Raw genomic sequence first — 12,670 nt, forward strand, 5'->3', positions numbered from 1 at the left:
GAGTAATGAGCGATGACTTTTATCACTGGCAAAACCGCGACCTGATTCTGCACTGCCATCTTCAACCGGGCGCCAAACAGAGTTCGATCTGCGGCCGTCATGGCAATCGACTAAAGTTGCGCATAGCCGCTCCGGCGACAGAGGGCAAAGCCAATACCGCTGCGATCGCGTTTTTAGCACAACGCTTTGGCGTCAGCAAAAGCCAAATCAGCATCACTGCAGGCGCGCAAAGTCGGCAGAAAACTCTTAAAATTACCTCGCCTCAGCGGCTGCCAGAAGAACTGACCATTGCTTCACCCCTATAAGTGGAAATCTAGAGTGAAAATAAGGACACCGGGCTAAATGACAAACACCTCCTCCAACCGCCTCAACCAGAGCGACAGCGTGGGTATTGTCACACCTCAAACATTGCACTTTGATCAGCCCTTGCGGCTGGCCTGCGGCCAAGACCTGCCCGAGCACGACATCGTCTACGAAACATACGGCGAGTTGAACGCGGACAAATCCAACGCCATCTTGATTTGCCATGCCCTCAGCGGCCACCATCACGCCGCCGGTTTCCACAGTGCTGATGATCGTCGGCCCGGTTGGTGGGATAGTTGCATTGGCCCCGGCAAGCCCATTGATACTGATCGTTTCTTCGTGCTCAGCATTAACAATATTGGCGGCTGTCATGGTTCCACTGGCCCGCGATCAATCAATCCCGCAACCGGCAAACCCTGGGGCTCTGATTTTCCCCACCTGCGCTGCCGGGATTGGGTTGAAAGTCAGCGCCTGATGATGCATCACTTTGACATCAGCCAATGGGCGGCCGTCATTGGGGGCAGCTTGGGAGGTATGCAAGCCATGCGCTGGTCGTTGGAATATCCCAACGAACTGCGGCACTGTATTGTCATTGCTTCTGCAATGAAGCTGTCTGCCCAGAACATCGCCTTTAATGAAGTCGCCAGGCAAGCCATTACCTCGGACCCCGAATTTCACGGCGGTCATTATTTAGACCACGAGACCTTGCCCCGCACCGGCCTATCGCTGGCAAGAATGGTGGGGCATATCACCTACCTTTCTGAAGACGGCATGAAACAGAAATTTGGCCGGGAGCTAAAGGCTGGGGATTTGCGTGTGGGTTCAGTCGGCCCGGTGGAGTTTCAAGTCGAAAGCTATTTGCGTCATCAGGGTGAAACCTTTGCCAATAGCTTTGACGCCAACACCTATATTTTAATGACCCGAGCGCTGGACTATTACGACCTGGCCAGAGAATATAACGATGATCCGGTAGAGGCATTTCGTCACGCAAAATGCTCCTTTTTTGTGGTGTCTTTTACCTCTGACTGGCGCTTCTCGCCGGACCGCTCCCGAGAAATTGTCGACGCCTTGGTGGCAGCAAACCGACCCGTCAGCTACACAGAAATTGAAGCCGACCACGGCCACGATGCCTTCCTCATTCCCATTCCCCGTTATATGCAGGCCTTTAATAGCTATATGCAACGGATTATTGAGGAGATCAGCCATGCGTCATGATTTGGCATTGATCAAACCCTGGATTAAAGAAAACGCCCGCGTGCTGGACTTAGGCTGCGGCGATGGCACATTGCTGGCTGCCCTGCGAGATGAGCGCAAGGTTTTTGGGGTTGGCCTTGAAATTGACCACGACAATATCAACAAGGCACTGTCACTGGGGGTCAACGTTATAGAACATGACCTGAACACCGGGCTGGCCAATTTTCAGGATAATAGCTTTGATGTGGTGGTCATGACCATGGCCTTGCAAACGCTACGCTACCCCCACTTGGTCATTGACGAAATGCTGCGAGTGGGTCAGGAATGCGTAGTGACATTCCCCAATTTTGGTTACTGGCGCAGTCGCTGGCACTTGGGCATTAAAGGCCAGATGCCAGTCTCTAAATTCTTACCTTATACTTGGTACGATACTCCCAATATTCACTTTTGCACCGTCAAAGATTTTCAGCAACTGTGCCAAGACAAGGGCATACAAATACTGAGCAGCAGCTTTGTTGACGCCAACAATCGTCAAAGTGAGCTGTGCTCCCGCTTTCCAAATTTATTAGGCATCACTGCCGTTTATCACATCAGCAAGTGACGCTTGAGGAGAATTTTATGTTGCGACATTTTTTGCTGTCAGCCTTGTTATCACTAAGTTGCCTTACTGCCATTGCCCAACAACAAGCTGAACCCAGCACCCCTACCGAAAAGCAGTTTGGCGCCGATACCGTTTACTTCAGCGTGTTAAATACCAGCTTTCTCAGCCCTGACGTTGCCCGTAGTTACGGACTGGTTCGGGGCGACAAGAAATTTTTAATTAACGTCGCCATTCGCCGCCAGCAAGCAGGCAAAGACGTGGCTGTAGAAGCGCAGGTAACCGGCTCTACCTCGGACCTGATTCATCGCACTGAACTGGAATTTTTAGAAGTGGCCGAGCAAGACGCCCTCTATTACATCGCCAGCTTTGAAATTGACAACACCGAAAAGCGCGATTTTCGATTACAGATTCAAGCTGAAGGGCAGCGCCAAAGCTACGATATTAACTTCAACAAAAAACTTTATGTCGATGAATAAATCACCAGACCGTCACGTCGTGCTGGCCAGCGGCAACAAAGGTAAATTAAAAGAATTGGCCGCCATTCTTTCCCAAGCTGATTTGCAGCTTCACAGCCAAAGTGAGTTTGCCGTGATAGAGGCCGAAGAAAATGGCCTCAGCTTTGTCGAGAATGCCATTATCAAAGCCCGCAACGCCGCCAGGCAGACGGGGCTGCCCGCTATTGCAGACGACTCCGGCTTATGCGTTGACGCCTTACAAGGCGCCCCCGGTATTTACTCTGCCCGCTACGCCGGTGAAAACGCCACCGACCCGGACAACAATCGCAAGCTGCTGGCTGCTATTACGGAGCAAGACAACCGCCGCGCCCACTTTCACTGCGCACTGGTTTTTGTGCGTCACAGCGACGATCCCGCCCCCATTATTTGCGAAGGTATCTGGCAGGGCGAGATTATCGATAACCCCAAAGGTGACAACGGTTTTGGCTACGACCCACTGTTTTATATTCCCGAGCTGGCATGCTGCAGTGCTGAGTTACCGCCAGAACAGAAAAATCGCCTCAGCCATCGCGGCCAAGCCTTAAGTCAGTTATTACCTAGATTGAAAAAGGAATTGGGGTAAAACACCCCTGATACCACCCTAAACAAAAATAGCCCCAGGTCTAAATAAGCGCCACTTGCGTAGTTAGCCCTAATGGTTATGCTGGGCAACAGCGTATATTCGCCCAGCAACATCGTGTTCACGTGCAGAAATCCTTCTGAATTTGAAGTCGATACTGCAATAAGTACATCGTTATCAGTCTGGAGAGACAATCATGTGGAAATGGATTCTTCGCGGCCTATTAGCCATTGTCGCGTTAGTTGTCATCGTTGCAGTCTTCGCCCTTGAACCAATTGCCAAGTTCATGATCGAGTCCGAAGGCAGCAAACAAGTCGGCGCCAAAGTCGAAGTCGACAGCGTGGATATTCAATTTTACCCTACCCACGTTGCCCTCAACGGCCTGACAGTGGCCAATCCACAAGAGCCCATGCGCAACCTTTTTAACAGCGAGAAAGTATCTGCCGATGTGGATATCAAAGCGCTACTCAAGAAACAGGTCATTGCCGATAAAGTCGTGCTGTCTGGTCTGCAAATGTACACCGAGCGCAGCACGCCCGGCACCCTGGATGGCTCCATGCCGCCCCCCAAAGAAGAGGAAGGCAGCGGCCTCCCCAGCATTCAAATTCCCAACGCCAATGCCTTGATTGCAGAAGAAAAAGCTGAAATTCAAGCGGAAGTCGACGGTATTAAAACCGACCTCACCGCCATTCAATCGCGCTGGAAAGACAAATCACAAGAGGCCCCAGACAAAGCCAAAGTAGAAGAGTTTAAACAGCGCTGGGAAGCCCTCAAAAAGAAAAATGCCTTTGAACGCCTCGCCGGTGCCAAACAGCTCCGGGACGACATTAAAGCTGAACTGAGCCAGTTCAAATCATTAAACAGCGACCTAAAAACTGATATTGCTCAAGTTGGCCAGCTCACCAGCCGGGCGGCAAATTTGCCCGCCAACCAAGCAAACCGCATGCTGCAAAAATACGGTTTGGATCAAGGCTCCGAAGGCATGCTCAAGTTTTTATTGGGCGACGAGGTAAACAACTTCGTACAGCGCGGCCTCACCCTTTACAAAGAAACCGTGGGTGACATGGCCAAAAGCGAACCCGCTCCCGAGCCCCAGGGCAGCGGCGAGCTACCAGTAAATATTTTGATTCGCCAGATTCTCATCGACGGCTACCAAGTTATTGGCGGTGAAAAATTGGCATACAACGGTGAAATTAACGATGTCACCGACAAGCAGGATTACTGGAACAAACCCATTACCATGGCCATAAAAGGCGGTATGGAACAAAAAGCCCAGCTATTAATTGACGGGGTTTTTGATCAACGCAACGACACCCTGAAAAGTGTTTTTAACATGGGCTTGGAGCAACTGGCATTACAGGGTGTGGCTCTGTCCAAAAGTCCCGACCTGCCATTAAAGCTGGAAAAAGGCTTGGCCAATATTGCCGCTAATTTCTCTATCAACGGCGACAATCTTAGCGGTTCTGTTGAAGGTTTAGTCAACCAAGCTAAGCTGCTGGTCAGCGATGCTGCCGGCGATAATGAAACTGCCAAAATCCTCGCTCAAGCACTGGAAGGCGTTTCTAAATTAGTCATGGACCTTAACGTTAACGGCACCGTCGACGATCCCATTGTTAAACTCAAGTCTAACTTGGATAGCATTTTGGGCGATGTCCTCGGTGCCAAACTCAAATCAGAATTAGCTGAGGTAAAAACCAAGGTCCAACAACAAATTCAGGCTGACTACGGTGATGACATCGCCTCGCTCAAAGAAAAGCAAAATATCCTGGGCGAATACCAGCAATTATTGGGCGACAGAGAAGCTGCCTTTCAGGCACTGTTGAAACAGCTTTTATAATATCGACCAGACCTGCGCTACCGGGGAGAACTCTGATAGCGCAGGAAGACACCCACCAGCCTCCCCGAGCTCGTCACAGTCACCACCTTCGTCAGCCCACACCACTGTCGTCGGCCAACAGCAGCGGCCGTCACGCCACACCACCCGTCGTCATCCCGGACGCGCATAGCGATCCGGGATCCAGCTCCCCAAACCTCAAGCCAACAACGCAGTTAATTCAAAGCGCGGCGGGCATGGATACCGGCTCAAGACCGGTATGACGATGGTAATTGCGCTAAAGATAAAGCCCAAACCACCTTCATCATCCCACACCATCTTCGCCATCCCACATCGCCCGCGTCGGCCAACAGCAGCGGCCGTCACCCCACATCCCCCCTCGTCATCCCGGACGCGCATAGCGATCCGGGATCCAGCTCCCCAAGCATCACGGCAACAACGAGGTTAATTTCACTCACAAAGGGTATGGATACCGGCTCAAGGCCGGTATGACGATGGGAATTGCGCTAAAGATAAAGCCCAAACCACCTTCATCATCTCTCACCGCCTGCGTCAGCCCACGCCTTCACATCCCACACCGCCTGTATCAGCCCACGCCAGCTTCACCACCCCCCACCGCCTTCGTCGGCCAACAGCAGCGGCCGTCACTCCACATCACCCGTCGTCATCCCGGACGCGAATAGCGATCCGGGATCCAGCTCCCCAAACCTCAAGCCAACAATGGAGTTGATTCCAACCACTGTGGGCATGGATACCGGCTCAAGGCCGGTATGACGATGGGAATTGCGCTAAAGATTAAAGATAAAGCCCAAACCATCTTCGCCATCCCACATCGCCCGCGTCGGCCCACGCCAGCTTCACCATCCCCCACCGCCTTCGTCGGCCAACAGCAGCGGCCGTCACTCCACACCACCCGTCGTCATCCCGGACGCGGATCCAGCTCCCCAAACCTCAAGCCAACAACGCAGTTAATTCAAAGCGCGGCGGGTATGGATACCGGCTCAAGGCCGGTATGACGATGGTAATTGCGCTAAAGATAAAGCCCAAACCATCTTCATCATCTCTCACCGCCTGCGTCAGCCCACGCCTTCACATCCCACACCGCCTGTATCAGCCCACGCCAGCTTCACCATCCCATACCGCCTGCGTCGGCCAACAGCAGCGGCCGTCACCCCACATCCCCCCTCGTCATCCCGGACGCGCATAGCGATCCGGGATCCAGCTCCCCAAGCATCACGGCAACAACGAGGTTAATTTCACTCACAAAGGGTATGGATACCGGCTCAAGGCCGGTATGACAATGGGAGTTGCACTAAAGATATGGCCACTGGGTTAAAGATCAAACTCACCGCAGGCTTATCCAACTTGCATAAAAAAACCCCTTATAGCTACGGCAATAAGGGGTCAAGCATCGATCAATAAAACCTGGGTGTAACGTTGTTTACGTTTGAGTTTTAAGCGTGGGACAGCTGCTCGTCAGAAGACTCGTTTTCAAACCAGTCTGGCCAGCCGGCGTCTAGATTTTGTTGGCGCGCCATTTCACGCTCTTCCGCACTCGCGTAGTTTAAATCCCAATCTTTCAACGCTGGCTGAATAACAAACTTGTACCAAACGGGTGGAATCAGCGCCGACAAGAAGCAGACAAACACACTTGGCAGTTCCACAGAAGACGTATCTGGCTTCAAGCGATAGTAAGGAATATACGCATCCAAGTGATGGTCCGCATGGTTGGTAATTTCAAACGCAGTTACTCGGCTCAGCGGCTGCAAATGATTCCATACGTGACGACGACCTACTGGTTTGCCGGTAACCCGAACTTGTCCGTAGTGTTGGAAATAGTTGAAGGTCTCAACCCAGATACGTGCCAGTGATGCACCCGCCACACCGCAGATAACAGCTGTTACGCCACCCAGAATAAAAAGTGCTACCAAAAACACGGCCAAGGCAACAACCGCTTTCCAAACCCGGTGATGAATACCCCAGCGGGCATAACCACGTTTTTCAAGGGCATCGCTTTCCAGGTTCCAAGCCGTTTTCGTGCTGTGAATCACCGCAGCTGGCGCAAAAGAGTAAAGCGATGTACCGCGCTTAGCCGTATCACTGTCTTGCTCTGTACCCACATCAAGGTGGTGGCCGACCATGTGGGCAATATTCCGTGAAGAATCCAAGTAAATAACTTGCGAATATATGCCGATAAACTGCTGTAGCACACCTTGCTTATGGTAGAGCTCGTGGGTAGTAGGTACACCCACAATGACACCCAGCCAAGACACTGAGAGAGTTGCGCCAATCATTTCAGCAAGGCTCATACCACCTTGACCAATGTTGTAGGCCAATACCAAGTAGAGCCCAACAGCAAAGATCGCACCCAACCAAACCGGGATCTCGGCCAATTTGCGATTACGAATACTGCGCGGTTTTATATCCCGTGGCAGCAGCGAATCCACCACCGCAAAAATCACCAACGTAGAAACACCAAACCAGCAGTAAATACCGCCCGCAAAAATGCTTATCGCAGTCAGCACCTGTATTAGGGGAGAAAAATAGTAGCGTAGATAATCGAACATGACTGATGTCACCTCCATCAATGTTTATTATGTATCGGCGGCAAAAAGCATCTTCCGCCTGTCCGTCTTTCGGAGTTGATATGTATTATCCGCCCGGCAAAGAAAAGAAACAGGTCATTTTTTGCCAAATAGGAGTCATATCTTGCCATTCGGAGGTCATTTGTTGACAATAACCCCATTAAAGCCCGCTGCATCGTTTTATTTATGTCGCAACGACCAATTTTATCTTCTCAGCCAAGCTCGCCAGCCCAGGCTGGCTTTATCCAGCAATGGCGACTAATTAGTTAGCCTTAGAACAAAGAGTAGCATTTTAATGGATCATGTCGATATAAATCTCACTACTCCATCGATCCCCACAACCTACTCTCGGCTCGCCGCCCGGACACTCAACTTAAATGAAAAAAATTTAGGGCGAATGCTGTTTGGTGCCGGAATTACCAGCAAGGCATTACTCCGTGACGACACCTTGCTCACAGGTCGACAGCAAATCCAAATTCTTAATAATGCTTTAGAGATTGCCGGTGACGATGCCTTTGGTTTGTACTTCGGGCAAAAAATCACCCCATCTACTCACGGGCCACTGGGTTTTTTGGTCAATAGCAGTCCCACGCTGATTGATGCGCTAGAAGCCTTTAAGGATTATTTACCCGTACGAATGAACCTCACCCAGTTTACGATTAACCGCACCGATCGATGGCTGGAGTGTCATCTGCTGGTCAGTGCTGGCTTCACCGATAAAGTTCACCGTTTGCAAATGGAGGCATTAAGTTTAGGGATATTTGCTATTGCCGAATCGATACTGGGCAGACCTTTAACAGAGGGTCAGCTCAAGCTGAGCTATCCTGCACCCGGCTATCAGCAACTTTATAATAAATTTTACCCCGGCACAGTTGAGTTTGCGGCTCACGAAAATGTGTTGCGTATTCCAGCCAGATTAGGCAGTACGGTTAATGTCTCCGCAGACCATCACAATTATGAACACGCGCTGCAACAATGTAGAGAACTGTTAAAACATTTTAAAGAAGATCAGCACACCACGCTGACCCAGGTACGACGATTACTACTATCAGACCCCAATCACCAAATGTTAGAACAAGATGTTGCTGCCGCCTTGTTCGTCAGTAAGCGAACCCTTGCTAGACGGCTCAACGATGAAGCCACCAGTTTTAGAGTAATCAGAGATGAGGTGCTGACCTCCCTCGCAAAAAGCTATTTATTAAACACCCAGCTTTCTGTCGACGCTATTGCCAGTCTTTTAAATTACCACGACAGCTCAAACTTTAGACGGGCTTTTAAACGCTGGCTCGGCACGACACCCGAACAATTTCGAAAGCGCCAACATTCAATCTCACATACAATTTCCTAATCTCGCTCGCCAATAAAATACCGTTTAAATAAACTTTACTGGCGAGATATAAGGCAGTTGTTTATATTTCGCATACAAACAACATTGCCACCAAAATAATAATGGAGCTTGTAATGGGGAAGCGTTTAAAGGAACTCGTAAACTCACTCATCTTTCTTAGCGTATGCACCGCCAGCAATTTTACTCATGCGGGTCTAGGCAGTTACCTCAATGGTGCCGGCACAAATAATCGCGCGCTTTCTGGCGCCGGTGTCGCCTTTGCAGAAGATGCTATGGTTATTGCCACCAATCCCGCTGGCGCAGTGCAACTGAAAAAAGACCAATGGCTGGTAGGCTCCATCTTTTTAACTGCCAAGCAAACAGCCAATGCTAGCGAGGTGAATCCCGCTACCGCGCCCCCGGTGCCTTCGCTTTAGCACCGGGCAAACGCGAGGCGGAGCCTGATGTCCCCGCCGAAATCGACGGCATATTTCCTATCCCCTTTGGAGCCATAACCCAGCGTCTAGACGCTAAAAATGCTATTGGCCTGGCGATATACGGAAATGGCGGTATTAACATTAACTACAAAGCCTTTGATAATCCGGGCTGCCCGCCGGGCACACCAGCTCAGGGCTACCTCTGTTTTGGTGATGCCGGTTCGGATATTGCGCAAATTTTTATCGCCCCCACATGGTCTCACCAAGTCAATGATCGTCTCAGCATTGGTATTAGCCCCGAACTGATATACCAAACCATCGAGCTAAACGGCTACCAGCTATTTGCACCCGCCTCTGCTCGACCAGATAAACTCAGCAACAATGGGCATTCAAGCAGCTTCGGTTACGGACTAAAGTTAGGCGCCAACCTTCAAGCGAGCGATAGCCTCAGTCTAGGATTAAGCCTGCAGTCCCGTGGGTATATGCAAAAACACAAAGAATATGCTGGATTGCTAGCCGAGCAAGGCGACTTAGATATTGCACCTTTTATTCAATTTGGCTTGGCGTGGCAAGCGACCAACAAACTGCATTTTTTAGTGGATTTTCAGCGTATTTATTTCTCTAACATCAACGCCTATGGCAACGCCGGCAACGCTCCAGGTCGCTACGGCGATGATAATGGCCCCGGTTTTGGTTGGAGCGATTTATCGGTTATCAAACTGGGCGTACATTACCAATACAATAATCGCCTCACTCTGCGCTTAGGTATGTCTGACGTTATCAGAGAACCAGTGAGCCAGCAGCAAGTGCTGAATAACCTCAACTCCACTGCCGTATTTGATCAGCGAATTAATGCGGGTGTTTCTTGGGTACTAGATAAGAAAAACACCCTGGACCTGGCCATCAACTACATTCCCAAGCAGGATATTACCGGGGAGAACCCCCAATTTCCCGGTCAGGAAATCACCTTGTCTAACCAGCTATTCAGTGTAGATATTGGCTGGCGAAGAGCGTTTTAAGCACCGACTCCACATACAACTTACTTGCTAACCATAAACTACTGCAACCCGCGCCCCTACCCAACGCCACTCTCAAATATGATTGAGAGTGGCGTGCGTCTATCGCCTCTAAAAACCTTCTACTTTTGCCATTGAATTAAAGCAAACCCAATGCAACTAGTTGACAAAATCTTTCACCTGAAATATGATTGACATTATCAACCATATTCGAGACAACCATGCCCATCACGTCACTGAATGATACCCTTCATCAACTCATGCACACTTATAAAAAGCAGCTTCGTGCCGGTATCCAAGAGCATCAGATTTCTCTGCCAATAAATCATATTCGGGTACTAAAAGGCATCTGTCGGCTGCCAGACAGTACCGCACAGTCTATCGCTCATAAAATGAATCAAGATAAAGCGCAGGTGACCCGAGTGCTGAATGCGTTACTACAGTCCGGGTTTATTGAAAAATCAGAAAAACCCAGTGATCGACGCAGCCAATTGCTTATCCCGACAATAGCCGGGCAAAAAATGCTGTCAAAAATCGATGCTATTGAAGAGCAAGCTGCGGCTTATATGACCCGCAACTTAAATACCCAAGACCTGGAAGCATTTGTTCGTATAAGCAACGCCATGCTTGAGAAACCAAGTAAAGCCCACACCTCATCAACAGGAGGCACAGCCAATGGCTAAATCTATACCACGTGAGCTTTCAGTGATTCGCTCCACCCAAATCACTGAGCATATGCTCCGTATTACGCTAGGAGGCGACTCACTTACATCACTCCCCCAAGATCAAGAAAGCGCGTATATAAAACTGATTTTCCCTCAGGCTGATAGCGAACGCGCGGTGATGAGGACCTACACCATCAGACACCAACGCGGCACAGAGATTGATGTCGACTTTGCCCTGCACGACCAAACCGGACCCGCTTCAACTTGGGCAATCCATGCACAAGCGGGAGACCGGATTCTAGTTGGCGGCCCCGGCCCCAAAAAACTTATCAACCACGATGCCGACTGGTACTTGCTGGCGGGAGACATGACCTCACTCCCAGCGATTAGCGTAAACCTGAGCCAACTCCCGCCAAACGCAATAGGCTACGCCGTGATTGAAGTACTGAGTGAGACCGACATCCAGCCGCTGGAGCATCCGCAAAACATTGCATTGCACTGGGTGATTAATCCACACTCAAACCGCAGTGATACGGCTCTCCTTTCAAAGATTCAAACACTGCCATGGCTAATAGGACAACCCGCTATCTGGGCTGCTTGTGAATTCAACAGTATGCGGGCGCTCAGGTATTTCTTTCGACAACTCAATATCCCTAAAACCCATCTGTACATTTCTAGCTACTGGAAAATGGGGCAAAACGAAGACAATCACAAAATAGCCAAACGGCAAGACAGTGAGTTCAACGAATAGATTAACGGGGGTCGCAAAGGCCTTATTTCTCCAAACGTTTAAGAAACACAGCAATTTCCCGCTCGGTTTGTTTATCGCCTTTTTCTTTGGCGGCAGCCAAACCTTGTAACCAAGCCGTTCTCGCTTCGGCTTTTTTATCTGCCCCTAACAAAGCCTTACCCAATAGCTTCCACGCGGCAGAATAGTTGGCATCCATTTCGACGCAGCGCTGCAAATGTTCAGCTGCTGCCGCCACGTCTTTTGCATCTAAATAGGCTTTGCCTAAACCAAAACGGAGCATGGTGCTGTCTTGACCTTTGGCAAGCATGGCTTCTAATGTGTCTATATTCATGAGTCCCCTCTACGTCAAAACTGATTACGTCCACGCACGCCAGGCTGACATTTTACGAATCAACCATGGTCGCAGTTCGCGCTTTACACCGTAAGCCCTTGCAGGAGGCGCAACACCTGCACTATTCTTCCTCGCTCACTTACTTGCCCCAATAAGAAAGTCGTAAAGCCCATGCCCTTTAACGCACGAACGATCATTGCACTGCTGATTTTTCTCGCCCCCAACGGCTATGCTGCCCCCTCAGCGATGGGCTGCCTGTCCGTAAAAAATGACGAGAATGCGATGTTGTGGCGCAACAAATGTGGCCACGCTATTCGAGTTGCGTACTGCTCACCAAATAAAGACGCGTTAGACGCTACATGTGGCGAAGGTAAGAGCGCAGATAATCCCTTTTATACCCACGAATTTGTGATTGCAGCCGATGGCGTGCAAGCTCGTTACCACCACCAGATTTTTCGCTACGACTACGCCGTGTGCCCCGCCTCGCCTGACATCAAAATCACCAGCACCCCCGACGGCGGTTTTCTCTGCGAATAACCGGGCCGCCGAAAG

14 protein-coding genes are annotated in these 12,670 nt (G+C 50.2%); 12 read left to right on the forward strand and 2 right to left on the reverse strand.

Annotation, left to right across the window (positions count from 1 at the left end; all coding sequences use genetic code 11):
- Positions 1–5: 5 nt before the first annotated feature.
- The 6 genes from IMCC21906_RS01215 (at position 6) to IMCC21906_RS01240 (ending at position 5,009) form a co-directional block, all read left to right on the forward strand.
- Positions 6–305, forward strand: coding sequence for a DUF167 family protein (locus tag IMCC21906_RS01215; RefSeq protein ID WP_047010640.1), 300 nt, complete (start codon positions 6–8; stop codon positions 303–305).
- A gap of 37 nt (positions 306–342) precedes the next feature.
- Positions 343–1,518 carry a homoserine O-acetyltransferase gene (locus IMCC21906_RS01220; protein ID WP_047010641.1) on the forward strand — a complete coding sequence of 392 codons (1,176 nt, stop codon included), beginning with the start codon at positions 343–345 and terminating at the stop codon, positions 1,516–1,518.
- Entirely contained in the window at positions 1,508–2,098 is a 591-nt protein-coding gene (metW, locus tag IMCC21906_RS01225) for a methionine biosynthesis protein MetW (protein WP_047010642.1), read from the forward strand. The genes IMCC21906_RS01220 and metW overlap by 11 nt, the downstream gene beginning before the upstream one ends.
- 17 nt (positions 2,099–2,115) lie before the next feature.
- Positions 2,116–2,574 (forward strand): DUF4426 domain-containing protein, encoded by a 459-nt coding sequence (locus IMCC21906_RS01230; protein WP_052763297.1) that lies wholly within the window; start codon positions 2,116–2,118, stop codon positions 2,572–2,574.
- On the forward strand, positions 2,567–3,175 hold the full coding sequence (gene rdgB / locus IMCC21906_RS01235; protein WP_047010643.1) for an RdgB/HAM1 family non-canonical purine NTP pyrophosphatase: 609 nt from the start codon (positions 2,567–2,569) through the stop codon (positions 3,173–3,175). The genes IMCC21906_RS01230 and rdgB overlap by 8 nt, the downstream gene beginning before the upstream one ends.
- 193 nt (positions 3,176–3,368) lie before the next feature.
- Entirely contained in the window at positions 3,369–5,009 is a 1,641-nt protein-coding gene (locus tag IMCC21906_RS01240) for a TIGR03545 family protein (RefSeq protein ID WP_047010644.1), read from the forward strand.
- A 1,451-nt stretch (positions 5,010–6,460) separates the two neighbouring features.
- On the opposite strand, the gene IMCC21906_RS01245 is transcribed toward IMCC21906_RS01240, so the two are convergent.
- Entirely contained in the window at positions 6,461–7,573 is a 1,113-nt protein-coding gene (locus tag IMCC21906_RS01245) for an alkane 1-monooxygenase (protein ID WP_047010645.1), read from the reverse strand.
- 313 nt (positions 7,574–7,886) lie between these two features.
- Here IMCC21906_RS01245 and IMCC21906_RS01250 point away from each other — a divergent pair, with 313 nt between their 5' ends.
- From IMCC21906_RS01250 to IMCC21906_RS01275, 5 genes are all read left to right on the forward strand, one after another.
- Complete coding sequence (locus IMCC21906_RS01250) at positions 7,887–8,939, forward strand: AraC family transcriptional regulator (protein ID WP_047010646.1); 1,053 nt, start codon at positions 7,887–7,889, stop codon at positions 8,937–8,939.
- A gap of 113 nt (positions 8,940–9,052) precedes the next feature.
- The gene (locus tag IMCC21906_RS01255) at positions 9,053–9,355 is read left to right on the forward strand and encodes a hypothetical protein (protein WP_047010647.1); all 303 of its coding nucleotides are present in this window, start codon (positions 9,053–9,055) and stop codon (positions 9,353–9,355) included.
- A 227-nt stretch (positions 9,356–9,582) separates the two neighbouring features.
- Positions 9,583–10,374: an OmpP1/FadL family transporter gene (locus IMCC21906_RS16545; RefSeq protein WP_369795837.1), complete on the forward strand. Its 792-nt coding sequence runs from the start codon at positions 9,583–9,585 to the stop codon at positions 10,372–10,374.
- A 218-nt stretch (positions 10,375–10,592) separates the two neighbouring features.
- On the forward strand, positions 10,593–11,054 hold the full coding sequence (locus tag IMCC21906_RS01270) for a MarR family winged helix-turn-helix transcriptional regulator (RefSeq protein ID WP_047010650.1): 462 nt from the start codon (positions 10,593–10,595) through the stop codon (positions 11,052–11,054).
- On the forward strand, positions 11,047–11,787 hold the full coding sequence (locus IMCC21906_RS01275; RefSeq protein ID WP_047010651.1) for a siderophore-interacting protein: 741 nt from the start codon (positions 11,047–11,049) through the stop codon (positions 11,785–11,787). Before IMCC21906_RS01270 ends, IMCC21906_RS01275 begins: the two co-directional genes overlap by 8 nt.
- 22 nt (positions 11,788–11,809) lie before the next feature.
- Here the strand turns inward: IMCC21906_RS01275 and IMCC21906_RS01280 are convergent, their stop codons facing one another.
- Positions 11,810–12,118, reverse strand: a complete 309-nt coding sequence (locus tag IMCC21906_RS01280; protein ID WP_047010652.1) for a tetratricopeptide repeat protein — start codon at positions 12,116–12,118, stop codon at positions 11,810–11,812.
- 171 nt (positions 12,119–12,289) lie between these two features.
- Between IMCC21906_RS01280 and IMCC21906_RS01285 the strand changes: the two genes are divergently transcribed.
- Positions 12,290–12,655 (forward strand): hypothetical protein, encoded by a 366-nt coding sequence (locus IMCC21906_RS01285; RefSeq protein ID WP_047010653.1) that lies wholly within the window; start codon positions 12,290–12,292, stop codon positions 12,653–12,655.
- Positions 12,656–12,670 lie beyond the last annotated feature (15 nt).

Origin of the sequence: Spongiibacter sp. IMCC21906, from assembly GCF_001010805.1 — a bacterium.
Lineage (GTDB): Bacteria > Pseudomonadota > Gammaproteobacteria > Pseudomonadales > Spongiibacteraceae > Spongiibacter.

Bases quoted from the DNA above. Each gene is read 5' to 3' on its own strand.
- IMCC21906_RS01245 (WP_047010645.1), bottom strand. From the start codon at position 7,573: ATGTTCGATTATCTACGCTACTATTTTTCTCCCCTAATACAGGTGCTG.
- metW (WP_047010642.1), top strand. From the start codon at position 1,508: ATGCGTCATGATTTGGCATTGATCAAACCCTGGATTAAAGAAAACGCC.
- IMCC21906_RS01280 (WP_047010652.1), bottom strand. From the start codon at position 12,118: ATGAATATAGACACATTAGAAGCCATGCTTGCCAAAGGTCAAGACAGC.
- IMCC21906_RS01230 (WP_052763297.1), top strand. From the start codon at position 2,116: ATGTTGCGACATTTTTTGCTGTCAGCCTTGTTATCACTAAGTTGCCTT.
- IMCC21906_RS01255 (WP_047010647.1), top strand. From the start codon at position 9,053: ATGGGGAAGCGTTTAAAGGAACTCGTAAACTCACTCATCTTTCTTAGC.
- IMCC21906_RS01275 (WP_047010651.1), top strand. From the start codon at position 11,047: ATGGCTAAATCTATACCACGTGAGCTTTCAGTGATTCGCTCCACCCAA.
- IMCC21906_RS01215 (WP_047010640.1), top strand. From the start codon at position 6: ATGAGCGATGACTTTTATCACTGGCAAAACCGCGACCTGATTCTGCAC.
- IMCC21906_RS01240 (WP_047010644.1), top strand. From the start codon at position 3,369: ATGTGGAAATGGATTCTTCGCGGCCTATTAGCCATTGTCGCGTTAGTT.
- IMCC21906_RS01220 (WP_047010641.1), top strand. From the start codon at position 343: ATGACAAACACCTCCTCCAACCGCCTCAACCAGAGCGACAGCGTGGGT.
- rdgB (WP_047010643.1), top strand. From the start codon at position 2,567: ATGAATAAATCACCAGACCGTCACGTCGTGCTGGCCAGCGGCAACAAA.
- IMCC21906_RS01270 (WP_047010650.1), top strand. From the start codon at position 10,593: ATGCCCATCACGTCACTGAATGATACCCTTCATCAACTCATGCACACT.
- IMCC21906_RS01250 (WP_047010646.1), top strand. From the start codon at position 7,887: ATGGATCATGTCGATATAAATCTCACTACTCCATCGATCCCCACAACC.
- IMCC21906_RS01285 (WP_047010653.1), top strand. From the start codon at position 12,290: ATGCCCTTTAACGCACGAACGATCATTGCACTGCTGATTTTTCTCGCC.